At 70.6% G+C, this 21,229-nt stretch carries 24 protein-coding genes; 9 read left to right on the forward strand and 15 right to left on the reverse strand.

The features are described 5' to 3' along the window. The first annotated feature begins 20 nt into the window (after positions 1–20). A complete protein-coding gene (locus QE416_RS01210; protein ID WP_307312909.1) occupies positions 21–293 on the forward strand; it encodes a hypothetical protein in 273 nt (90 codons plus the stop codon). 4 nt (positions 294–297) lie between these two features. On the opposite strand, the gene QE416_RS01215 is transcribed toward QE416_RS01210, so the two are convergent. Next, the gene (locus tag QE416_RS01215; RefSeq protein ID WP_307312911.1) at positions 298–1,227 is read right to left on the reverse strand and encodes a helix-turn-helix domain-containing protein; all 930 of its coding nucleotides are present in this window, start codon (positions 1,225–1,227) and stop codon (positions 298–300) included. A gap of 83 nt (positions 1,228–1,310) precedes the next feature. On the opposite strand from QE416_RS01215, the gene QE416_RS01220 reads away from it, so the two are divergent. Beyond that, positions 1,311–1,772: a GNAT family N-acetyltransferase gene (locus QE416_RS01220; RefSeq protein ID WP_307312912.1), complete on the forward strand. Its 462-nt coding sequence runs from the start codon at positions 1,311–1,313 to the stop codon at positions 1,770–1,772. A gap of 79 nt (positions 1,773–1,851) precedes the next feature. Here QE416_RS01220 and QE416_RS01225 read toward each other — a convergent pair whose 3' ends face one another. Beyond that, the gene (locus QE416_RS01225) at positions 1,852–2,745 is read right to left on the reverse strand and encodes an SDR family oxidoreductase (RefSeq protein WP_267787803.1); all 894 of its coding nucleotides are present in this window, start codon (positions 2,743–2,745) and stop codon (positions 1,852–1,854) included. 53 nt (positions 2,746–2,798) lie between these two features. Continuing rightward, complete coding sequence (locus QE416_RS01230) at positions 2,799–4,604, reverse strand: glycoside hydrolase family 15 protein (protein WP_307312913.1); 1,806 nt, start codon at positions 4,602–4,604, stop codon at positions 2,799–2,801. Between the two features lie 170 nt (positions 4,605–4,774). On the opposite strand from QE416_RS01230, the gene QE416_RS01235 reads away from it, so the two are divergent. Next, positions 4,775–5,335: a Dps family protein gene (locus QE416_RS01235; protein ID WP_103206025.1), complete on the forward strand. Its 561-nt coding sequence runs from the start codon at positions 4,775–4,777 to the stop codon at positions 5,333–5,335. 99 nt (positions 5,336–5,434) lie between these two features. On the opposite strand, the gene QE416_RS01240 is transcribed toward QE416_RS01235, so the two are convergent. From QE416_RS01240 to QE416_RS01250, 3 genes are all read right to left on the reverse strand, one after another. Further along, positions 5,435–5,740 (reverse strand): response regulator, encoded by a 306-nt coding sequence (locus QE416_RS01240; RefSeq protein WP_307312916.1) that lies wholly within the window; start codon positions 5,738–5,740, stop codon positions 5,435–5,437. 114 nt (positions 5,741–5,854) lie between these two features. Then, complete coding sequence (locus QE416_RS01245; protein WP_307312917.1) at positions 5,855–8,386, reverse strand: RNA helicase; 2,532 nt, start codon at positions 8,384–8,386, stop codon at positions 5,855–5,857. 63 nt (positions 8,387–8,449) lie between these two features. Further along, the gene (locus tag QE416_RS01250; protein ID WP_307312918.1) at positions 8,450–9,205 is read right to left on the reverse strand and encodes a hypothetical protein; all 756 of its coding nucleotides are present in this window, start codon (positions 9,203–9,205) and stop codon (positions 8,450–8,452) included. A 90-nt stretch (positions 9,206–9,295) separates the two neighbouring features. Between QE416_RS01250 and QE416_RS01255 the strand changes: the two genes are divergently transcribed. Both QE416_RS01255 and QE416_RS01260 read left to right on the forward strand, forming a co-directional pair. After that, complete coding sequence (locus QE416_RS01255) at positions 9,296–10,330, forward strand: LLM class flavin-dependent oxidoreductase (RefSeq protein WP_267787810.1); 1,035 nt, start codon at positions 9,296–9,298, stop codon at positions 10,328–10,330. 84 nt (positions 10,331–10,414) lie between these two features. After that, the gene (locus QE416_RS01260) at positions 10,415–10,879 is read left to right on the forward strand and encodes a GNAT family N-acetyltransferase (protein WP_267787812.1); all 465 of its coding nucleotides are present in this window, start codon (positions 10,415–10,417) and stop codon (positions 10,877–10,879) included. A gap of 15 nt (positions 10,880–10,894) precedes the next feature. Here QE416_RS01260 and QE416_RS01265 read toward each other — a convergent pair whose 3' ends face one another. Both QE416_RS01265 and QE416_RS01270 read right to left on the reverse strand, forming a co-directional pair. Further along, positions 10,895–11,386, reverse strand: a complete 492-nt coding sequence (locus tag QE416_RS01265) for a hypothetical protein (protein WP_267787814.1) — start codon at positions 11,384–11,386, stop codon at positions 10,895–10,897. 29 nt (positions 11,387–11,415) lie between these two features. After that, positions 11,416–11,700 carry a hypothetical protein gene (locus tag QE416_RS01270; RefSeq protein ID WP_307312922.1) on the reverse strand — a complete coding sequence of 95 codons (285 nt, stop codon included), beginning with the start codon at positions 11,698–11,700 and terminating at the stop codon, positions 11,416–11,418. A 211-nt stretch (positions 11,701–11,911) separates the two neighbouring features. Here QE416_RS01270 and QE416_RS01275 point away from each other — a divergent pair, with 211 nt between their 5' ends. Next, positions 11,912–13,078 carry a GNAT family N-acetyltransferase gene (locus QE416_RS01275; protein WP_307312923.1) on the forward strand — a complete coding sequence of 389 codons (1,167 nt, stop codon included), beginning with the start codon at positions 11,912–11,914 and terminating at the stop codon, positions 13,076–13,078. A gap of 4 nt (positions 13,079–13,082) precedes the next feature. Here the strand turns inward: QE416_RS01275 and yiaA are convergent, their stop codons facing one another. Next, the gene (gene yiaA / locus QE416_RS01280; RefSeq protein ID WP_267787816.1) at positions 13,083–13,550 is read right to left on the reverse strand and encodes an inner membrane protein YiaA; all 468 of its coding nucleotides are present in this window, start codon (positions 13,548–13,550) and stop codon (positions 13,083–13,085) included. A gap of 189 nt (positions 13,551–13,739) precedes the next feature. On the opposite strand from yiaA, the gene QE416_RS01285 reads away from it, so the two are divergent. Beyond that, positions 13,740–14,696: an NAD-dependent epimerase/dehydratase family protein gene (locus QE416_RS01285; RefSeq protein ID WP_307312924.1), complete on the forward strand. Its 957-nt coding sequence runs from the start codon at positions 13,740–13,742 to the stop codon at positions 14,694–14,696. On the opposite strand, the gene QE416_RS01290 is transcribed toward QE416_RS01285, so the two are convergent. The 5 genes from QE416_RS01290 to QE416_RS01310 form a co-directional block, all read right to left on the reverse strand. Next, positions 14,693–15,259 carry a ribonuclease H gene (locus QE416_RS01290; protein ID WP_267787820.1) on the reverse strand — a complete coding sequence of 189 codons (567 nt, stop codon included), beginning with the start codon at positions 15,257–15,259 and terminating at the stop codon, positions 14,693–14,695. The genes QE416_RS01285 and QE416_RS01290 overlap by 4 nt on opposite strands. Before the next feature lie 90 nt (positions 15,260–15,349). Continuing rightward, a complete protein-coding gene (gene gnd / locus QE416_RS01295; RefSeq protein WP_307312926.1) occupies positions 15,350–16,411 on the reverse strand; it encodes a phosphogluconate dehydrogenase (NAD(+)-dependent, decarboxylating) in 1,062 nt (353 codons plus the stop codon). Between the two features lie 86 nt (positions 16,412–16,497). After that, entirely contained in the window at positions 16,498–17,001 is a 504-nt protein-coding gene (locus QE416_RS01300) for a bifunctional nuclease family protein (protein ID WP_210073429.1), read from the reverse strand. A 37-nt stretch (positions 17,002–17,038) separates the two neighbouring features. Then, entirely contained in the window at positions 17,039–17,659 is a 621-nt protein-coding gene (locus tag QE416_RS01305) for a response regulator transcription factor (RefSeq protein WP_210073427.1), read from the reverse strand. Beyond that, positions 17,656–18,819, reverse strand: a complete 1,164-nt coding sequence (locus tag QE416_RS01310; RefSeq protein WP_307312929.1) for a sensor histidine kinase — start codon at positions 18,817–18,819, stop codon at positions 17,656–17,658. The genes QE416_RS01305 and QE416_RS01310 overlap by 4 nt, the downstream gene beginning before the upstream one ends. A 146-nt stretch (positions 18,820–18,965) precedes the next feature. On the opposite strand from QE416_RS01310, the gene QE416_RS01315 reads away from it, so the two are divergent. Further along, positions 18,966–20,027 (forward strand): FtsX-like permease family protein, encoded by a 1,062-nt coding sequence (locus QE416_RS01315; RefSeq protein ID WP_307312931.1) that lies wholly within the window; start codon positions 18,966–18,968, stop codon positions 20,025–20,027. Next, a complete protein-coding gene (locus QE416_RS01320; RefSeq protein ID WP_267787826.1) occupies positions 20,024–20,719 on the forward strand; it encodes an ABC transporter ATP-binding protein in 696 nt (231 codons plus the stop codon). Before QE416_RS01315 ends, QE416_RS01320 begins: the two co-directional genes overlap by 4 nt. On the opposite strand, the gene QE416_RS01325 is transcribed toward QE416_RS01320, so the two are convergent. Further along, on the reverse strand, positions 20,700–21,062 hold the full coding sequence (locus QE416_RS01325) for a hypothetical protein (protein WP_307312934.1): 363 nt from the start codon (positions 21,060–21,062) through the stop codon (positions 20,700–20,702). The two genes, QE416_RS01320 and QE416_RS01325, sit on opposite strands and share 20 nt — an antisense overlap. Positions 21,063–21,229 lie beyond the last annotated feature (167 nt).

The raw sequence follows: 21,229 nt of genomic DNA on the forward strand, positions 1-21,229 counted from the left end.
AACCAACCCAGGAGGCGGCAATGGCCGAGCGCGACGTCAACGGACACGACTCAGGACACGGCACCGGGCCCACGGAGGGCGAGTACACCGACGTGCAGTTGCCCGACGGCACCGCCGACCGCGGGAGCTCCGACCTCGCCGGTGAGTACGTCGACCGCGAGAACGCCGACGGGAGCGAATCGCGGCCCCGCTCCGACGAGGCCGGCGCCTACACCGACGTCGAGCGGCCCAGCGGCCGCGAGACGCGCGAGAACGTCGACGACCCCGGCGAGTACACCGACCGCGATCGCTGAGACGTCAGCGTTCGAGCGTGCGACGCGGGTCGGCCCGGTACGCGCGGTGATAGGCGTCGACGAAGGCCGCGGCATCGGTGAATCCCCATCGGGCGGCGATCTCGCCGACGCTTACGCGGGTGGGATCGGCATCGACCAGATCGGTGTGCGCCGCGCTCAGCCGGGCGGCGGAGAGGTAGTCCTCGGGCGTCGCGCTGAGCTGGGCGTTCGCGACGAACGCCCGACGCAGGCCCGCGACCGAGGTCCCCACGGCGCGGGCGACGTCGTCGATGGTGACCGGCAGCGAGGCGTGGTCGTCGATCCACGACGTCGCCGAGGTATAGATCGACGCCTGCTCGATCGCCGAGGCCCGGCGCTCGCGGGGGTCGCCGACGAGAGGGAAGGCTTCGAGGGTCGCGGTCGCCAGAGTGCGGCGCACGTGGGCGCGCACCAGCGGCTCGTTCAGCAGAGGTACCTGCGTGAGCGACCAGCGCACCGTCGCGAGCCAGTGGTCACGAAGGCGGCGCGACACGGGAGCCGTGCCGGCGAAGCGCACGGCGAGTTCGTCGTCGCCGTAGATCGCCCGCGCCGTCTCGGTCAGCCAGCCGGTATCGAAGGCGATCAGGCGCAGGTCGGTGTCGTCCGGGCGACCGATCAGTTCGTGGCCCGGCTGCACCAGGCCCGGCTCCACGCTGTACTCCCCCGTCTCGGACCCGATGGTCCATGCGTATCCCGGCGTCGATGTCGCGAAGTAGAACCGGTCCGCTTCGAAGACCACCTCGGCGCGGCACTGCCAGATCAGTCGGCGCATCGAGAACGCCGTGTCGCCGACCGCGTGCTCCGCGAAGGTGCCGCGATCCGCTTGCACATCGACCTGCCCGTACTGCGCTTGCAGCCAGGCTTGCGTTTCGGCGACGTCGCTCGTGCGGACGCTGGTGTCGAAGAATTCGTTCATGAAGAGGGGCGTCGACCGCCGGAAAGGCGGGGCGCTCCTGCTCATGATAGTTATCGCGAAGCCTCCCCCTCGAAAGGACCCCGATGGCCGATTCTGCCTCCATCCGCCCCATCGACACCGACGACGCGGGTGAGGTGTTGACCATCCAACGCGCCGCTTTCGCGAGCGAGGCGCTCATCTACGGCGATCCCGATATGCCCCCGCTGACGCAGACCCTCGAGGAGCTGCGCGCGGAGCTCGTCGAGAACCTCGGATGCGTCGCCGTCACGGATCGTCGCATCGTGGGGGCCGTTCGCGCTCGTCTCGACGGCGAGCTGCTGCTCATCGGTCGTCTCGCCATCGCTCCCGACCAGCAGGGCGAAGGCCTCGGCACGCTGTTGCTCGCCGCCGTCGAGGACCGCGGCCGCAAAGCGGGAGCCAACGAGGCCGAGCTGTTCACCGGCGCACTCAGCGAGGCCAACCAGCGTCTGTACGAGCGCGAGGGGTACCACCGCTCCGAGGAGACCGCCGACGGCGAGATCTTCTACCGCAAAGCGCTGCGCTGATCGCCCGCCCGTGCGTTGAGACCGCGGATGCCGAGGGGGCCGCCGCCCGAATCCGGACGACGGCCTCCTCGCGTGCCGCTTACGGCGTGGGCATGCCGCCGTTGACGTTCAGCGTCTCGCCGATGACGTAGCTCGACTCCGCCGAGGCGAGGTAGACGTACGCCGGCGCGAGCTCGGCCGGCTGACCCATGCGTCCGAGCGGGGTCTCCTCGCCGAACTCGTCGACCTTCTCGTCGGGCTGGCCGTCGGTCACCTGCAGCGGCGTCCAGATCGGACCGGGAGCCACCGCGTTCACGCGGATGCCCTTCGGAGCGAGCTGCTGGCCGAGAGCCTTGGTGAAGGTGTTGATGGTCGCCTTGGTCGAGGCGTAGTCGACGAGGATCGGCGCCGGAGAGTAGGCCTGGATCGACGTGGTGTTGATGATGGTGGAGCCGGGCCGGAGGTGCGGCACCGCCTCTTTGCAGATCCAGAACATCGCGTAGACGTTGGTCTTGAAGGTGTCGTCGAATTGCTCGTCCGACAGCGTGGTGATGTCCTCGTTGAAGATCTGCTTGCCGCCGTTGTTGACGACGATGTCGAGCCCGCCGAGCCCCTCGACCGCTTCCGCGACCAGGGTCTTGGCGTACTCGCGCTCACGCAGGTCGCCCGGGATCTGCACGACGGTCGCGCCCGCCTCGCGGAGAATCCCGGCGATGCGGTCGGCATCCACCTTCTCCTCCGGCAGGTAGGACATCGCGACCGAGGCGCCCTCGCGGGCGAAGGCGATCGCGGTGGCCGCACCGATGCCCGAGTCGGCTCCGGTGATGAGGGCCTTACGCCCCTCGAGACGTCCGCTGCCCGCGTAGGTGTCCTCGCCGAGCGCGGCCTTGGGCGTCAACTCGGCGTCGAGGCCGGGCTCTGTCTGATCCTGCGACTGCGGGTCGATATCGGCGTAGAGCTTCGCCGGGTCGGTGAAGGTGTACTGCGTGCTCATGGCGAGTCCTTTCAGAGGGGATGGATGCCGGGACGGGGCGCCCCGGCGGAGGTTCAGCGGTCGCCGAGCTCGGCGTCGTCGATGAGCTCGCGGATGACGAGGGCGGCATTGATGAGGGCGAGGTGGCTGAGCGCTTGCGGCAGGTTGCCCCAGAACGCCCCGTCGGCTTCGGCGATCATCTCGGAGTAGATGCCCACGTCGTTGCCTTGGGCGACGAGCGCGTCCATCGCCTCGATGGCCTCGTCATGACGGCCGACGCACGCGAGAGCGGTCGCCCGCCAGAAGGCGCAGGCGACGAAGGTCTGTTCCTCCTGGTCCATGCCGGTGTACCGGTAGACGAGGTGGTTCTCGGTCGTGAGTCGTTCGGTGATGGCATCCAGCGTCTTCGACATACGCTCTCCCCGGTCGAAGCCGGTGGGAGCGTGCAGCAGCACGGATGCATCGAGGTCCTGGCTGCCCGGGGCGATCGTGTACGCCTCGAGCTCCTGCGACCAGCAGTGCTCGTCGACCCACGCGTGGATGCGATCGCGCTCGGCGCGCCAACGGTCGCCGTTGTCGGGGATGTGCCCGCCGCCGGCCAACCACTGCGCGTCGTCGAGAGCCTTCCAGCAGCCCATCTTCGACGAGGTGTAATGCCGCAGCTCGGGCAGTTCCCACATGCCGGAGTCCTCGCGGCGCCACAGGTCGCACGTGCGGTCGGCGACATCGGCGAGCAGGCGTCCGGTCTGGATGTCGAGCCGATTGCCCGCCTCGACGTAGGTGCGGCACAGCGCGATGAGGTCGCCGTACACGCCGAGCTGCAGCTGCCCCTGCGCGGGATTGCCGGTGACGACGGGCTGATTGCCGTTCCACCCCGGAACGTCGTGCTTTTCGAGACCGATCTCGGCGTCGCCGTCGAGGGTGTACATCACCTGCACCTCGGGCCCGTTCTTGCGGATCGTCCGCAGCAGCCACGAGATCGCCGCGTGGGTCTCTTCGCGCAGACCGAAGCCGACCCACGCGTGCGCGGTGTAGGCGAGGTCGCGCACCCAGGCGTAGCGGTAGTCCCAGTTCTTGCCACCGCGCGGGTTCTCCGGGAGCGATGTCGTCGCCGCGGCCGCGATCGCACCGGTGGGACTGAACAGCAGGAGCTTGAGAGCGAGCGCGCTGCGCTGCACGTCGTCGGCCCAGGGGCCGTCGTACGAGAACTCATCCGACCACATCGCCCATCCGTCGGCGGTGCGGTCGATCCCGCGGTCGACGTTCTGCGCGTCGGGGATGCGCAGGGGTTCCCCCTCGGTCGCGGCGATCACGAGGAGATGACGCGAACCCTCCGCGGTCGTGAAGCTGCCGTCGATGCTCTCGTTGCCGGCATCCGGTTCACCATGGATGCCGTGTTCGTGGCCGACCACCGCGAGGGAGACGTGCCCGATGCGCATGACCGAGAAGCCGTCGATGCGCTCCGTCCAGGGGGCGGCCGAACGCAGCATCGTGCCCGGTTGCACGCACCAGGCGAACTCGACCTCTCCCGTCACGCCCTCGACGCGGCGCGCGAGCTCCGCCCAGGGCAGCCGGCCCGCGATACCGGTGACCATCGCGTCCGTGAGGGTTGCGGTACCTGTCTTGGTGGTGAAGGTCGTCTCCAGAACATTCGTCCTCGGGATGTACCGGCGACTCACCTCGTACTCCCCCACGGGCGCCAACCGGATGCACCCGCCCGCGGCCTCGTCGACCAAGCGCGCGAACACCGGCCGCGAGTGGATGTTGGGCAGCGGCAACCAGTCGACGGAGCCGTCGAGACCGATCAGGGCGACGGTACGCCCGTCTCCGATCGCGGCGTAGTCGCGCAGCGGTCGGGACGGGGAGGGAGGCGTGGACACGTTCTCACGCTAGGAATGACGCCCTCCGCTCAGGCCGGGGTTGTCGGATCGGACGGGAGCGGCTACGGACAGGCGTCCGATTACCCCTCCTCCGCCGCACTCGCAACCCCCGTCGGGCGCTCCGGCTTCCCGCCTAACGTCGCTATCGACCGTGAGTGAAAGGAACGCGCATGTCCACCACCACCAAGGACGCCCCCACCAAGAACCGTCGTCGCCCGGCCCGCGGCGGCAGCGGTCCGGAGACCACCGACGAGCAGAACGCCGAGAAGGGCTTCCAGGCCTCGGAGAAGCTGACCGACAGCCTGCAGGCCGTCCTCGTCGACCTGATCGAGCTGTCGATCCAGGGCAAGCAGGCCCACTGGAACGTCGTGGGCAAGAACTTCCGCGACACCCACCTGCAGCTCGACGAGATCATCGACGCCGCCCGTGAGTTCAGCGACGAGATCGCCGAGCGCATGCGTGCCCTGCACGCTCTGCCCGACGGACGCAGCGACACCATCGCCGAGACCACCACCCTGCCGGAGTTTCCCCAGGGCGAGGTCGACACGGCCGAGGTGATCGACCTCATCACCGAGCGTCTCGACGCGACCGTCGGCACCGTCCGCGACGTGCACGATGACGTCGATGACGAAGACCCGACCAGCGCCGACATCCTGCACGGCGTGCTCGAGCGCCTCGAGCAGCTGTCGTGGATGGTCAGCGCCGAGAACCGCGTCGCCCGCAAGTCGTAATCACCGCAGAACACATCGGATGCCGGGGCCTTCGGGCCTCGGCATCCGTCGTTCGTGCGGTGGTTCCGTCCGCGCCACGGCTCACGTCCGCGCGACGGCTCAGCCGCGCGCGATGAGGAACGGCGGGTGCGGGCCTTCGAGGCGGGCGAGACCGAGCTTGACCTCCATGAGAGACGCTCCGACCTCCGCGAAGCGCTCATCGGTGCGGGTTTTCATCCGGTCGAACCGCGCGTCCATCCGGTCGAACCGCGCGTCCATCCGCTCGAAGTGCGCGTCCATTTCCGCGAAGCGGGCATCGGTCCGGTGCTCGACACGGCCGAGCATCCACTTCATCCCGCTCAGGATTGTGACGGAGAGCGTCACGACCAGACCGACCGCCGTCGAGAGCAGAGGAAGAGTCTCCATCGGGCAATCCTTTCGGGGTGGGATGCAATGACTGTAGAGCACCGTGCTCCCGCCCCGCGGGGATGACTATCGAACAGTGGAGAACTTCACCCGGGCCGCCCTCGGGAGAAGCGATCAGAGCCGCAGCACCTCGGTCACCCGCACGATCGCGGTGCCCTCCTCCTCGGAGGCGGCGAGGTCGACTTCGGCTCGGATGCGCCAGTCGTGGTCTCCGGCGGGGTCGTCGAGGATCTGCTCGACCCGCCAGACGCCCTCGGCCGCCGAAGACTCGTCGATGACCACGAGGGAAGACGAACGCGCCGCCCCGCCGGTGCCGATCGCGTCGTGCTCGTCGAAGTAGTCGTCGAGCACCCCCGGCCAGTCGACGTCGGGGTCCAGCCCGACCAGCTCGTCGTCGCGCTGCAGCGCCGCCAGCTGCACACGCCGGAACATCTCATTGCGCACGAGCACGACGAAGGCACGACGATTGGTGAGGATCGACGGCGGCGCGGGCGGCACCACCGGGGCATCCGGGTCGTCCGCGGGGTTGATGAGCTGCTCCCACTCGTCGACCAGGCTCGAGTCGACTTGACGCACCACCTCGCCGAGCCAGGCGATGAGGTCGAGCAGATCGGGTGTCTGCGCATCGACCGGCACCGTCTGGCGGATCGCGCGATACGCGTCGCTGAGGTAGCGCAGCACCAGACCTTCGCTGCGGGCGAGCTGGTACAGCGACACGTACTCGCCGAACGAGCACGCCCGCTCGAACATGTCGCGCACGACGGACTTGGGTGACAGCTCGAAGTCGCGGATCCACGGCTGGCTCGACGCGAACACCTCGTAGGCCTGTGCGAGCAGCTCGTCCAGCGGCTTGGGCCAGGTGATCTGCTCGAGCAGCTCCATACGCTCGTCGTACTCGATGCCCTCGCGCTTCATCGCCGCGACCGCTTCGCCGCGGGCGCGGAACTGCTGCTGCGACAGGATCGGGCGCGGGTCGTCGAGCGTCGCCTCGATGACGCTGACGACGTCGAGCGCGTAGTGGCCCGTGCCGACCGATGACGCCGGGGGCGCGGCATCCGGGCCCCTTCCGAGTTCGACCTCGGGGTCGAGCATCTCGATCGCGGCGAGCGCGAAGGGAGACAGCGGCTGGTTGAGGGCGAAGTTCGGCTGCAGATCGACGGTGAGACGGATGCCGTCGGCCCCGGCCTCGACGACCCCCGCCTGAACGAGGGTGCGGAAGATCGCGAGGGCCCGGCGGGCGAGCTCGTACTGGCGGGCGCGAGGCTCGTGGTTGTCGAAGACGAGGGAGCGGACGTTCGCGAAGACGTCACCGCCGCGCGCGATGACGTTGATGAGCATGGCGGCCGAGAGCTTCATCTGCGGGACGAGCGGCTCGGGTTCGGCCGCGACCAGGCGGTCGTAGCTCTGCTCGGTCCAGTTGACGAAGCCCTGCGGCGCCTTCTTGCGGACGATCTTCTTCTGCTTCTTGAGGTCGTCGCCGGCCTTGAGGATCTGCGCGGCGTTCTCGATCTCGTGGTCGGGGGCCATGACGACGACCGTCCCCGCGGTGTCATAGCCTGCGCGACCGGCACGGCCGGCGATCTGGTGGAACTCGCGCGCCGACAGCTGGCGCATGCGCGTGCCGTCGTACTTGGTGAGCGCCGTCATCAGCACGGTGCGAATCGGTACGTTGATGCCGACGCCGAGGGTGTCGGTGCCGCAGATGACCCGCAGCAGCCCGCGCTGCGCGAGAGTCTCGACGAGCCGCCGGTACCGCGGCAGCATGCCGGCGTGATGCACGCCGATGCCCGCGCGCACGTAGCGCGAGAGGGTCTTGCCGAAGCCGGTCGTGAAGCGGAAGCCGCCGATGGCGTCCGCGATCTCGTCGCGCTGCTCGCGTCCGATGATGCGGATGGACGACAGCGCCTGCGCCCGCTCCATCGCGGCGGCCTGAGAGAAGTGCACGACGTAGATCGGCGCCTGCTTGGTGTCGAGCAGTTCCTGCACCGTCTCGTGCACGGGCGTTCGGGCGTACTCGAAGTGCAGAGGTACCGGTCGTTCGACGCCCGTCACCCGCGCGGTGTTCCGGCCGGTGCGGCGCGTCAGGTCGTCGGCGATGTCCTCGACGTCGCCGAGCGTGGCCGACATGAGGATGAACTGCGCGCGCGTGAGCAACAGCAGTGGCACCTGCCATGCCCAGCCGCGGTCGGCCTCGCCGTAGTAGTGGAACTCGTCCATCACGACCTGGTCGACGTCGGCGTCGGCACCCTGTCGGAGGGCCAGGTTCGCCAGGATCTCGGCCGTGCAGCAGATGATCGGGGCATCGGAATTCACCGAGGAGTCCCCCGTGACCATGCCCACGTTCTCGGCGCCGAAGATCTCGACGAGGGCGAAGAACTTCTCGCTCACCAGGGCCTTGATCGGCGCCGTGTAATAGGTGCGGCCGCCCCGGGCGAGGGATGCCGCGTGCGCGGCCACCGCGACGAGCGACTTGCCCGTGCCGGTCGGGGTGGACAGGATCACGTTCGCGCCCGACACGATCTCGATCACCGCTTCGTCTTGCGCGGGGTAGAGCGTGAGCCCTCGCGAGGCCGCCCATTCGACGAAGCCCAGGTACACGGCATCCGGATCGGCGCCGACGGGGACGTTCTCGAGAAGGGGGGTCACTCCCCCACCCTCTCATTCAGGGGGCGAGCGCAGCCCGCGACAGGCGAGGGGACGCACGCGGCCTCACCCGCGATCGCTGAAGACCCCGACGTTCTCGCCGTCGAAGACGAACTGCACGCTCGTACCGATCGGGAAGCGCTGGATGAAGGCGTCGGGCATGCCGTCGGCGACGACGAACTGGACCGTGGCGGGGAAGACCCCGGCTCCGCAGCCGCCGTAGACGAAGTTGCCGCGGAAGCCGCGTGTGTCGTCGGTGTCCACCTCGTCGGCGTCGAGCAGGTAGAGACAGGGGTTGCGGTTGTCGGTCGCGTCGGTGGGCGCCCGCCCGGTGAAGGCGGCCACCCCGTAGTAGTTCTCGTAGCCGCGTTCCGCGCCCGTGCGCTCACCGAACACGGCGGGAGCCGAGGAGTCCGGGTCGGGCACGAGCGTGTCGACCTGGGGCGCTCTCGCCGTCGCGGTCACGGGCACGAACGACACGCTCATCGCGGTCGCCGCGCTCGCGAGGGCGGCGACCACGGCCAGTGAGATCGCCCATGCCCACAGGCGGCGCTTCGAGCGCACGAGGGGAGGGCGCTCGCGGCGGATCTCCTCCTCGTCCGTCTCGTCCTCCTCGTCGTGCTGCGCGGACGCGGCCGCGGCGCTCGAACCCGCCGGCGGGGCGGGCGGCGTTCGCGGAGCCGTGGGGAGCCGGTCCTCGCGCTCGAGCTCTTCGAGGTCTCGAAGACGCGAGACGGCGACCGGGTCGTCGGCGATGTCGGCCTCGGGGCCGTAGGCCCGCGCGCGCAACAGACGCAGCTCCTCACGCACGTCGTCGTCCATATCCAGAATGGTTCCACACCTCCCGAGGGCGGGGGCCGACTCCCGGTATATGCGCGGGAATAGATCGCCGACCACGACGTTGCACCCGGTATGCGCTCCTTCGGCACACTCTCCTTCGGCCATTACGGCCCCCTCGGCGGCGGTCGCCAGCTCACCGCCGGCGACTCGATGCTCCAGGCGATCGACCTCGCCCAGGGCATGGACGACCTCGGGGTCAACGGCGTCTCGTTCCGCGTCCACCACTTCGCCCGCCAGCAGGCGGCTCCCATGCCCCTGCTCGCCGCGATCGCCGCACGCACCTCGCGCATCGAGGTCGGCACCGGCGTCATCGACATGCGATACGAGAACCCCCTCATGCTCGCCGAAGAGGCGGCATCCGTCGACCTCATCAGCGCCAACCGCCTCGCGCTCGGCGTGAGCCGCGGGTCACCCGAGACAGTCGTCCGCGGCTACGAGGCCTTCGGCTACACCGGGTCTGAGGACCCGCGCGGCGGCGACATCGCCCGCGAGCACTTCGACCTGTTCCTCCGCGCGATCGACGGCGAGGGTCTCGCCGAGCGGGACCCGATGAGCCCCTTCGGCGGCGGCACGGGCCTGCAGCGCATCGAGCCGCACTCCCCGGGGCTTCGCAAGCGCATCTGGTGGGGCGCCGGCACCACGGCCACCGCGGAGTGGGCCGGGCGGATCGGCGTGAACCTCATGTCGTCGACGCTGCTCACCGAGGCCGACGGCACGCCCTTCGACCTCCTGCAGGCGCAGCAGCTCGACGCCTTCCGCGCCGCGTGGCGCGAGGCCGGTCACGACGGTGAGCCGCGCACCTCGGTCAGCCGCAGCATCTTCCCCATCGTCACCGCCGAGGATGAGATGTACTTCGGCGGCTCGGCCGGCAGCGACCAGATCGGCGTCATCGACGGCATGCGCTCGACCTTCGGCAAGACGTATGCGGCCACCCCCGACAAGCTCGTGGAGCAGTTGCAGAACGATGCCGCCGTGATGAGCGCCGACACGCTCATGCTGACGATCCCCTCTCAGATGGGCGTGGAGTTCAACCTCCGCCTCGTCGAGAACTTCGCGAAGCACGTCGCCCCCGCCCTCGGATGGCAGTCGACCCTCGCGACGGTCTGAACGACTCCCCGAACGGATCCGGATGCCGACTTGATCGGCATCCGGGTCCGTTCGGCGTTTCGCGCCGAGTCGTACGGTGAGAGGGTGAGCGTCACCATCCGCGAAGCCGTCTTCCCGCGAGACGGCGCGGCCGTCAGCGCCCTCGTCGGGGCGTACCTGCGGCAGACGGAGGCAGAGAAGATCGAACGCGGGCTCGCCGCCGACGCGTTTCCCGAGCGCTACGCGCGGGAGATCGACGACCCGGCGGCGGCATTCGCGGGCCGGCACGCCCTCATCGCCACCGTCGACGGCGCAGATGTCGGGCTCGTCGTCTCGTCGAGCGTGCCCGAAGGAACAGAACTCTCGCGCGTGTGGACCGATCCGCGCGCCCGGGGGCGAGGCGTCGGAACCGCGTTGCTCACGGCTGCGCTCACCGGAGCCGTGCGACCGGTGCGTCTGTCGGTCTGGGATTGGCGTGAGCCCGCGGTGCGGATGTACCGCGCTGCGGGTTTCGAGGTCGTCCCGTCGTGGGACGATCGGCCGGGGCTCATGTGCCTCGAGCTGCGGTGACCCGAACCGCGCTGCTCAGCGCGACGGCGGCACCCGCATCGTGCCGTCGAGCGTCCACCCGTTCTGATCGACGGCGCCCGTGGCATCCGCCTGCTCCGCCTGAGCGTCGGCATACCAGAGGCAGACGAGTCCCCGCTCGCGCCACAGGGCTTGGCGGCTCATCGCGTCCTCGACCATCCAGAACGCTCCGCCTGCGGTTCGACGGCGCAGCTCGGCGAGCCAGGTCGCGTACCCCGGGTCCGGTTCGGATGCCGCGGCGTGGGGCCGCGCGAGCTCGATGAAGCGGTCGGCCAGGGTCTCGGTCGTCCAGTCGGTGCGTCCGTCCTGGAAGACGTCCTCTCCGCCCGCGCTGGAGTACCTCAGCACGACATTGCTCTCCCGCTCGAGAGGACTGTCGTGCGTCTCGCTCGGTTCGGGAACGAACACGCGGCACCGCCAGTGCCCCGTCGGGTAGAGGTTCGTGTTGATACGGATCCCCTGCCAGCCGCGCTCGTGAGCGCGCGCCACCGCAGCGACGAGACGAAACGGGACCGGGATCACCGGTAGCCCGTCAGCCCGCGCGAGCGGGCGATGGTCTGCGACACGAGGTACTCGCCCCATGCCACCGCGTACGCGCCGAGAGCGGCCCACACCCACGCGTAGGGCAGGACGCCGATGAGCCCGAGCAACGCCGCGACCGTCAGCACGACGACCACCGCGAGTACCGGCCCGATCGCCCGCGCGCCGATGACACCCGCGCCGGTGCGCCAGATGACCAGCAGAGCTCCCGCCGTCGCGACGAGGAGGATGACGGGGGTGAACCACGGTCCCAGCGCCCCCATGGTGATCGCGGCGCCGACACCGGCAGTGGTGAGGGATGCGGTGCGGAGGGCGCGGATCTGTGTCGGAGAGGGCGAGGCGGCGATGGAGTGCTCCTGGGATGGGGGCGAAGGCGGGGAACCGAACCCGCCGAAGATCGCGGGCGAGGACGGCTTCCCAGGGTACCCGCGCCTCGATCCGCCTCCGCGGGGCGTTCGTGTCTACGGTGGGCACGTGGGCATTTCTCTGACGCGCGTCGACCTCTCGAGTGCGGATGACCGCGCCGCGCTGACGGCGTTCCTCACCTCGAACGTCTTCCCGTTCCATGTGCGCGCGCAGTCGACGGTCGCGCAGATCGAGGACGCCCTTCGCGGCGGCTCGTGGGGTGGAGACGATGTCGACACCTATTGGATCGATGACGAGACCGACGGCCGCGTCGGGGTGATCCGGTTGGAGGATCTGCAGGACGCCACCGCGATGGTCGATCTGCGGCTCGCCGACGGCGCCCGAGGTCGAGGCTTCGGCTCGGCGGCGTTGTCGGCCGCGACCGACCTCGTCTTCTCTCACCACCCCGGCGTCATCCGATTCGAGGGACAGACCCGCGACGACAACGTCGCCATGCGGCGGGTCTTCGAACGATGCGGCTGGGTGCTCGAGGCGCATTACCGCGACGGCTGGCCCGTCGAGGGCGGCGCCCCCCTGGCATCCGTCGCCTACAGCGTTCTGCGCCGCGACTGGGCGAGCGGCGATACGACACCCGTGCCGCGCGGCCCCGAGGTGACGCTCCGCGGCGAGTTGCGCTGCGCCGACGCAGCCGAGGCGCAGCGCGTGCGCGCACATCTCGCCGAGCACATCGCTCTGACACGTGCGGAACCGGGATGCCTCTCTTTCGACGTCGACCCCACCGACACCGACGGCGTCTGGAGCGTGTCGGAGCGCTTCGTCGACGAAGCCGCGTTCGACGCCCACCAGCGCCGCGTCGCCGCGAGCACGTGGGGGCGCGAGACCGCCGGGATCCAGCGCTTCTACGTCATCCACGGGAGGGCACTGGATGCCGACGCCCTCATCGCCACGGCCTGGGCGGCCGAGGAGATGCTTCTGCATCCGGCTGTGCGCTCGAACCCTCGCGAGCTGAACCGGTTGCTCGACCCCGAGTTCGTGGAGGTCGGACAGTCCGGCCGTCGGTGGACGCGAGACGCGATCGTCGCCGCCCTGCGGGAAGAACCGGGAACCGACTCCTCGCCCCTCGTCGAAGAACGAGAAAGTCGGCTCGTCGAACCTGACACGGTCCTCTTGACCTATCTGCTGCGATTCGAGAACCGCGTCAGCCGCCGGTCGTCCCTCTGGCGGTGCGACCCCGCACCGCGTTGCCTGTTCCACCAGGGGACGCCGGTCGTCTGAGGCGTCAGCCGTTCGCGGGGTAGCCGGTGTACTCGACGGTCGAGGTGTCGGGGTGGAGGTTTCGGAACGCGGCGAGATCGCGCACGTTCTTCTGCACCGCGACGACGGCGAACAGGCTCATCGCGAAGCCGATGCCGTAGAAGCCCTTCTCCGACAGCAAGAGCTCGGCGTTCCAGAGGCCGACCGCCATGAGGGCGAGCGCGACGAGAAGCATGCCCCACGCGACGCCGAGGTAGGCGCCGGTGACCGGGATGTCTTCCGCGCGGTCGCGCACCGCCTTCTGCACCGAGATGGCGGCGAAGAGCCCGAGCAAGAAGACCGAGAGGCAGAAGCCCTTCTCGGCGAGCGTCATGTGCGCGTTGTAGAGGCCGATGACGTAGACCGAGGCGCCGAGCCCGAGTGCCACCCACGAGGCTCCCACGAACGCTCCGGTCGGACGACCGAGCATCTGCTGCGTGTGGATATCCGTCATCTTTCCCACCCCTTCGTCGGGTCCCCCGGAGGGGCCGTATGCCGTGGCGGAGAAGCTAGCGGAAAGTTCATGCCGAAAACGCCATGAGCCCTTCACCTGTGGACAACCACGGGGAGCCACCACGGGTCCTCGTCCGCCGTCCGCGAACCCCGTCGCCCTGGCGCCGCCGAAGATGGTTTGCTGGCCCGCATGCGACAGCTCCTCATCCTCGGTGGAACCGGATGGCTCGGCCGCGCCGTCGCGGCGCAGGCCCTCGCGCAGGGGGCCGAGGTCACCTGCCTCGCCCGCGGCGAGTCCGGCGAGACGGCACCGGGCGCACGACTAATCCGCGCCGACCGCAACGACCCCGACTCCTACGCACGCGTGCAGCGCGACTGGGACGAGGTGGTCGAGCTCTCGTGGGACCCGGGGTTCGTGGCATCCGCCCTCGACGCCCTCGCCGACCGCGCAGCGCACTGGAGCCTGATCTCGAGCGTCTCGGTGTATGCCCGCTCGGACATCCCCTTCGCCGACGAGACGGCGGAGCTCGTCGAGCCGAACGACCTCGAGCAGTATCCGGATGCCAAGGTGCACGCGGAACGGCTCACCTCGGCGCGGCTGGGTGACCGGGTGCTCCTCGCGCGGGCGGGGCTGATCGCGGGGCCGGGCGATCCCACCGACCGCTTCGGTTACTGGCCCGCGCGGTACGCCCGCGGCGGGCGGGTCGTCGCGCCCGAGGCGGCCGGCCGTCACGTCCAGGCGATCGACGTGGACGATCTCGCCGCGTGGATCGCGCACGCTGGACGCACGGGCGTCACGGGCCCGATCAACGCGGTCGGCGAAGAACTGCCGCTCGCCGCGGTGCTCGCGGCGGCCCGCGATGCGGCCGGAACGGCGAGCGAGACCGTCACCCTCGACGACGACACCCTCATCGCGCGCGGCGTCGCCTACTGGGCCGGGCCGCGCTCACTCCCCCTGTGGCTGCCCGAGAGCGCGGGAGGATTCGCGCGGCGCAGCGACGCCGCCTTCGTAGCATCCGGCGGGCGTCGCCGCTCCCTCGCCGAGACGATACGCCGCACGCTCGACGATGAGCGCGAGCGCGGACTGGACCGCCCCCGCCGCGCTGGACTCACACCCGCCGAAGAGGCGGAGATCATCGGCGCCTAACGCCCGTTGCGGTCAGCCGCAGAACGCGGAGGCGCCGACGACACCTCGAGCTTGTCGAGACCGCGCAGCGAGGTCCAGATGAGTTCCTCGCCCTTCGCCGCATGCTGCGAGGCGCGCACGGCGCGCTCGTCGGCCCACGAGTTGAGCACGTGACCGGAGTGCCCGCGCACGTGCTCGAGCACGACGTCGGGAAGGCCCGCCGCCCGCCGCGCGTCGCGCGCGGCGATGAGGGCTTCGAGGATGCCCTGGTTGGCGACCGGCTTCTTCGCGCTCGTGACCCAGCCACGGCGGCGGTGGCCGTCCATCCACTTCGAGTAGGTGTCGATGGCGTACTTCGAGTCGGCCTGCACGACCAGCTCGCGCACGTCGGCGTGATCGGTGATCGCGTACAGCAGCCCGAGCAGTTCGCCGATGTTGTTCGTGCCCTCGGGGATCGATCCGGCGGCCCAGTGTCCGTCTTCGCCGACCCACGCCCAGCCCGCCGGACCCGGGTTGCCCTTGCAGGCGCCGTCGGTGGCGACGACGTAGCGGTCGGAGGATGCGGGCGACTCGGTACTGCTCATCCCTCTAGTCTCCCCCGCAGCGCCACGGACGAACGACGACGCCCCCGCCGTCGGCGTGAACGACCGACGGCGGGGGCGCTTGCACGAGGGTCAGTCGCGACCGCTCTCGGCCTTCTTCTGTCCGGCCTCGAGCACATCGCCCGCGGGCAGTTCCTGGTGCCCGCCGAACTGCAGGCGCATCGCCGAGAGCACCTGGTTGGCGAAGTGGTCCTCGCCGCGCGAAGCGAACCGCTCGAACAGCGACGCGGCCAGCACCGGCACCGGCACGCCCGTGTCGACGGCGGCCTTGACGGTCCAGCGTCCCTCGCCCGAGTCCGAGACGCGGCCTGCCAGACCGTCGAGCGTCGGGTTCTGCGCGAGCGCCGCGGCGGTGAGGTCGAGCAACCAGGACGAGATGACCGAGCCTCGGCGCCAGAGCTCGGTGACGCGAGCCGTGTCGATGTCGAACTGGTAGTACTCGGGCTCCTCCAGGGGCGCCACCTCGGCGGAGTGCTCGCCCTGACGCAGGCCCGCGTCGGCGTTGTTCAGCACGTTCAGCCCCTCGGCGAGCGCGGCCATGATGCCGTACTCGATGCCGTTGTGGACCATCTTCACGAAGTGGCCCGAGCCCGACGGACCGCAGTGCAGGTACCCGCGCTCCTCGGTCGTGTAATCGCCGGTGCGGCCGGGCGTGCGCTCGACCTCTCCGGGACCGGGGGCGATGGTGCGCAGCACGGGCTCGAGGTGGGAGACGGCCTCGTCGTGGCCGCCCACCATGAGGCAGTAGCCGCGCTCGAGACCGAAGACGCCGCCGCTGGTGCCCACATCGACGTAGTGGATGCCGCTCTCGTCGAGCTTCTTCGCACGACGCACGTCGTCGCGGTAGTTCGAGTTGCCGCCGTCGATGATGATGTCGCCCGGCTCGAGCACCTCGGCCACCTCGTCGACGACCGTGCCGGTGATACCGGCGGGGATCATGAGCCACACGGCGCGGGGCTTGTGCAGCTTCGAAGCCAGGTCAGCGATGCTCGTCGCCCCCGTGGCGCCCTCCGCGACCAGCGACGCCACGGCATCCTGGTTCACGTCGAACACGACGCAGTCGTGACCGTCCTTCATGAGCCTGCGGACGATGTTGGCGCCCATTCGTCCGAGTCCGACCATGGCGAGTTGCATTGGTTCCCCGTTCGTCGTGCATGACGGGCCGCGCCGCGCGGTCCCTCCGCGAGTCTAGGAGCGTCCGGAGGCACCAGGGATCGGTGCTAGCCCTGGAAATCCTCGGGATCGACGCCCTCCAGAAAGCGCCGGAACTCCTCCACCCGGTCTTCGTCCGCGCCCCCGCCGTCGAGCTCGACGGCCTCGTCCGGCACACCGGCCTCGTCGAAGACGGCGTTCGCCACGAGGATCGGTGCATCGGCTCGGGACGCGAGGGCGATGCCGTCCGAGGGACGGGAGTCGAAGGTCCGGGGCCCCGCCGGGGTGTTCAGCACCACCCGGGCGTGGAAGGTCCCCTCGTCGAGGTGGGTGATCTCGACGCGGTCCACGGATGCCGAGAGTTCGCCGAGCATCGCGGTCATCAGGTCGTGCGCGAGGGGCCGCGGCGAGCCGGTGCGCTCGATCGCGACGAGGATCGACATGGCCTCCTGCGGCCCGATCCACACGGGGAGCACCCGGTTGCCGTCGGTCGCGGTGTCGACGGGCTTGAGCAGGATGACGTGCTGCTGACCCGGGTCGAGCGCGACCCCGACGACGCGCACCCGGATCATGGAGCCATCGTACGGGGAGTGCCCGTCGCGAGAGGGTTCAGCGCACGATGCCGAGAGCCCGCGCCGCCGAGACGGCGGCGGTGCGCGACGAGACGCCGAGCTTCGAGAAGACGTGCGCGAGGTGAGACTTCACCGTCGCGTCGGTGATGTGCAGACGGGCGGCCACCTCGGCGTTCGAGGCCCCGCGGGCGACGAGTCGCACCACTTCGATCTCGCGCGCCGAGAGGGTCACGCGGGGCTCGCGCAGGCGAGCCAGAAGGCGCCCCGCGATCGCCGGGGCCAGGGCGCTCTGCCCCGCGGCGGCGGCGCGGACGCCGGCGAGCAGTTCGTGGGGCGGGGCGTCCTTCAGCAGGTACCCGCTGGCGCCCGCCTCGACGGCGCCGAGGATGTCGCCGTCGGTGTCGTAGTTCGTCAGGACGAGGACGTACGGCGGGGCGGCGAGAGCACGCACCCGCCGCGTGGCCTCGGCCCCGGCGGCCCGCTCGCCGAACTGCAGGTCCATCAGCACGAGCTCCGGCGCCAGCGATGCCGAGAGAGCGACGGCCTCGTCGGCGTCGGCGGCCTCGCCGACCACTTCGATATCGGTCTCGGCGTCGAGCAGGGCGCGCACGCCCGCCCGTACGACCGGGTGGTCATCGGCGATCACCACGCGGATCACGACGCTCCCCCCGGCAGCACCACGGTGATGGTGGATCCGGCACCCGGCGCGCTGTCCACGTCGAGCACGCCGTCGAGCTGATCGACGCGCTCGCGCATGGCCCGGAGGCCGAAGGAGTCCGTTCCGGATGCCGCGGCCTCGGCGCGACGCACGTCGAACCCGGCGCCGTCGTCGGAGATGGTCAGACGCGCCCCGCCCGACTGCGGCACGAGCCGGATGCGCACGCAGCGTGCCCGCGCGTGCTGGGCGACGTTCGCGAGGGCCCCCTGGGCGATGCGCAGCAGGGCCGTCTGGGCGTCCATGGGCAGCGAGACCACGGCATCCACCTCCACCTCCACGTCGATACCCTCGCGCGCACCCCATCCGCCGGCGAGACGCTCGAGGGCGGAGCCGAGGCCGCGGTCGAGGCTCGGCGGGGCCAGTTCTCGGATGAACCGGCGGGTCTCGGCGAGGCCGTCTGCCGCCGTCTGGCGCGCCAGCCGTACGTGGTCGATGCCGGGACCCTCGGCATCCGCTCTCTCCGCCGCGTGGAGCAGCATCTGGATGCTCGATAGTCCCTGCGCCACGGTGTCGTGCAGCTCGCGGGCCAGGCGCGCTCGTTCGGCGAGGGTCCCCTGCTCGCGCTCGGCGGCGGCGAGCCGGTCGCGCGTGGCGAGAAGCTCGGCCACGAGGGCTTCGCGCTCCGCGGCCCTGCGCTCGAGGGCGTTGTAGCCCAGGCCGATGAGAAGCGCCACACCCGCACCGACGACGGGCCCGACGACGCCGCCCACCGTGAGACCCCCGTGGACGGCGAAGGCCGCGATCGTGAGGGCGGTCGTGCCCACGACCGCGAGGGGACCCGCTCCCCCCGGGAGCACGTGCAGGTACAGGAAGAACAGCGGGAAGACGAGATACGCGGCCTCGGGGACGAGCCACACCAGCGCCGCCCACACCACCGTGAGCGCCGCCACCCACACGACACCGCGCCGCGATCGCCCCGCGCGGGCGATCCAGAGTCCCGCGAGGTACACCGCGCCCAGCGCTCCCGCGAGCACGAGGGCGGGCACGGACCCGTCCGTCAGCAGCACGCGCGCGACGACGAGAGCGAGCAGTCCGCCGAAGAGAGCGTGCAAGCCCGCGCGCAGCCCCGCGAAGACCGGGGCGAGGGGACGATGGGTCATTTCCCGATCCAGGCTACGGATGCCGGGACCCCGGCGGATCATCCGAAAGGTGGAGGAAGGGTTCGCCCACCCCGCCGATGACGGCCGGAGCGGTCCGGACGAGGGTGGAACGGAGCCGACGAGAGACGCCGGCGGAAGGAGGCGACGTGTACGTCGCATGGCGCGATCTGCGGTTCGCCCGCGGGCGATTCGCCCTCATCGGGGCGGTCGTCGCCCTCATCACCCTGCTCGTCGGGTTCCTCTCCGGGCTCACGGGCGGACTCGCCGCGCAGAACGTCTCGGCCGTTCTCGCCCTGCCCGGGGATCGGCTCGTCCTGCACCCCGTCGGCGGCGCGAGCGCGACCTTCGCCGACTCCACGATCGACGACGACACCGTCTCGGCATGGCGCGCGGCCCCGGGGGTCGATAGCGTCACCGCCGTCGGGATCACGCAGACACGGGCGGAGGGACCCGGAGCCGTCGGCGCCGTCGCTCTGTTCGGCCTCGACGCGGGAACGAGCTTCGACGCTCCCCACCGCGACGATGAGATCGACCTGTCGGCGGGGGCGGCCAAGAGCCTGGGCGCGATGGTCGGCGACGAGGTCACGGTGGCGGGGTCCTCCTTCCGCGTCGCCGCGATCGGAGGCGATCGGTGGTACAGCCACACCCCCGTGGCCACACTCGACGCGCACGCGTGGACGACTCTCGATCAGCACCTGGGCGGCACGGGGCAACCGACGCTTCTCGCCGTCACCGGCTCCCCGGCGTGGGACACCCTCGCCGCCGACACCGGGACCACGGCATCCACTCCCCTGTCGAGCCTCACGGCGCTGACGACCTTCCGCTCCGAGATCGGCTCGCTCGCGCTGATGATCGCGATGCTGTTCGGCGTCTCGGCGCTCGTGGTCGGCGCGTTCTTCACGGTCTGGACGATGCAGCGCTCAGCCGACATCGCCGTGCTCAAAGCGCTCGGGGCGAGCACTCCCGCACTCGTGCGCGACGCCCTCGGCCAGGCTCTGGTCGTGCTGGGGCTCGGAGTCGGCATCGGGATCGGACTGACCGCCCTGCTCGGCACCCTCGCCGGCGCAGCGCTGCCTTTCGTCCTGAACCCGCTCACGACCCTCGCCCCCGCGGCGGTCATGGTCGTGCTCGGCCTGCTCGGCGCCGCGGTGTCGCTGCGCACGGTCACCTCCTCCGACCCCCTCACCGCCCTCGGGAGCACCCGATGATCCTTCTCGACGACGTCACCCTCACCTATCCCGACGCAGACGCCCGCGTCACCGCCGTCGACCATGTCACCCTGGAGGGCCGCCCGGGCATCGTGACCGGCATCACCGGCCCCTCGGGTTCGGGCAAGTCGAGCCTGCTGGCCCTGGCCGCCACCCTCGTGCGCCCCGACTCCGGGCGCGTGATCGTCGCGGGGACGGATGCCACCCGGCTCAGCGCCGCGGCGGCGACGGCGCTGCGGCGCCAGAGCATCGGCATCGTGTTCCAGCAGCCGCAGTTGCTCCCGGCCCTCACCGCTCGCGAGCAGCTGCGGGTCATGGCCGAGCTCGGCGGACCCGACCGGCGCGAACGGCGTGCGCTCGTTCGTTCACGGGTCGACGAGCTGCTCGAGGCCGTCGGTCTCGGCGCTCTGGCCGATCGTCGGCCCGCCCAGCTCTCCGGCGGTCAGCGTCAGCGGGTGGCGATCGCGCGCGCTCTCGTGCACGAGCCGCGGGTACTGCTGGTCGACGAGCCGACGAGCGCTCTCGACACCGCCCGGGGAGGGGAGATCATGGCTCTGCTGTCTCGACTGACGCGGGAACGCGAAACCGCGACGCTGCTCGTGACGCACGACCTCGTGCACCGCGACGCCCTCGACGAGACGGTGGAGATCGTGGACGGGCGCGCGGCGCTCGTCACCACCCGTACGCGTTGAACCACTCGCGACGGCGGTCGGCTTCGGCGCGCGACTCGTCCCCTCGCCACGAGTCGTGGGGTTCGAGCAGACCGCCGTCGTCACGGTTCACGAACGCCCAGCAGACCGGGCATAGTGCCCGGCCGCCGGGGAATCCGTCATCGAGCGTCGGGGCGGGTTCGGCGGGAGTCCCACCCGCGACGCACTCGGGCGGGTCGGCCTGCAGGTCGCTCCAGAGCAGTCGTCCGCCGGTGCGGTGGTGAAGGCCGCGGTGGCCGTCTTCACGGGTGCAGATCTCGCCGTTTCTTCGGCTGAGGCACAGTCTCCGGGCGGCGCCCGGCAGCGCTGCCAGTGTTCGCGTCATCCTCTGATTCTCGCCGCTGCGAGCGCAACGGGGGCAGGTGCGGGATGCGCACGGGGCGATGGGGGCCGGTGGGGAAGGGATCGGTGGTCATCGCTGACCACCACCGGTGCGACGAGAGAACATGTCGACCTCCTGATGTTTCGACCATCCGCCCGTCGAGCGTGGAT

This window comes from Microbacterium sp. SORGH_AS_0421 (assembly GCF_030818635.1).
Classification (GTDB): Bacteria; Actinomycetota; Actinomycetes; order Actinomycetales; family Microbacteriaceae; genus Microbacterium.

Bases quoted from the DNA above. Each gene is read 5' to 3' on its own strand.
- QE416_RS01325 (WP_307312934.1), bottom strand. From the start codon at position 21,062: ATGACGCGAACACTGGCAGCGCTGCCGGGCGCCGCCCGGAGACTGTGC.
- QE416_RS01310 (WP_307312929.1), bottom strand. From the start codon at position 18,819: ATGACCCATCGTCCCCTCGCCCCGGTCTTCGCGGGGCTGCGCGCGGGC.
- gnd (WP_307312926.1), bottom strand. From the start codon at position 16,411: ATGCAACTCGCCATGGTCGGACTCGGACGAATGGGCGCCAACATCGTC.
- QE416_RS01270 (WP_307312922.1), bottom strand. From the start codon at position 11,700: ATGGGGGCGCTGGGACCGTGGTTCACCCCCGTCATCCTCCTCGTCGCG.
- QE416_RS01320 (WP_267787826.1), top strand. From the start codon at position 20,024: ATGATCCTTCTCGACGACGTCACCCTCACCTATCCCGACGCAGACGCC.
- QE416_RS01285 (WP_307312924.1), top strand. From the start codon at position 13,740: ATGCGACAGCTCCTCATCCTCGGTGGAACCGGATGGCTCGGCCGCGCC.
- QE416_RS01300 (WP_210073429.1), bottom strand. From the start codon at position 17,001: ATGATCCGGGTGCGCGTCGTCGGGGTCGCGCTCGACCCGGGTCAGCAG.
- QE416_RS01215 (WP_307312911.1), bottom strand. From the start codon at position 1,227: ATGAACGAATTCTTCGACACCAGCGTCCGCACGAGCGACGTCGCCGAA.
- QE416_RS01235 (WP_103206025.1), top strand. From the start codon at position 4,775: ATGTCCACCACCACCAAGGACGCCCCCACCAAGAACCGTCGTCGCCCG.
- QE416_RS01225 (WP_267787803.1), bottom strand. From the start codon at position 2,745: ATGAGCACGCAGTACACCTTCACCGACCCGGCGAAGCTCTACGCCGAT.
- QE416_RS01220 (WP_307312912.1), top strand. From the start codon at position 1,311: ATGGCCGATTCTGCCTCCATCCGCCCCATCGACACCGACGACGCGGGT.
- QE416_RS01210 (WP_307312909.1), top strand. From the start codon at position 21: ATGGCCGAGCGCGACGTCAACGGACACGACTCAGGACACGGCACCGGG.
- QE416_RS01240 (WP_307312916.1), bottom strand. From the start codon at position 5,740: ATGGAGACTCTTCCTCTGCTCTCGACGGCGGTCGGTCTGGTCGTGACG.
- QE416_RS01255 (WP_267787810.1), top strand. From the start codon at position 9,296: ATGCGCTCCTTCGGCACACTCTCCTTCGGCCATTACGGCCCCCTCGGC.
- yiaA (WP_267787816.1), bottom strand. From the start codon at position 13,550: ATGACGGATATCCACACGCAGCAGATGCTCGGTCGTCCGACCGGAGCG.
- QE416_RS01290 (WP_267787820.1), bottom strand. From the start codon at position 15,259: ATGAGCAGTACCGAGTCGCCCGCATCCTCCGACCGCTACGTCGTCGCC.
- QE416_RS01250 (WP_307312918.1), bottom strand. From the start codon at position 9,205: ATGGACGACGACGTGCGTGAGGAGCTGCGTCTGTTGCGCGCGCGGGCC.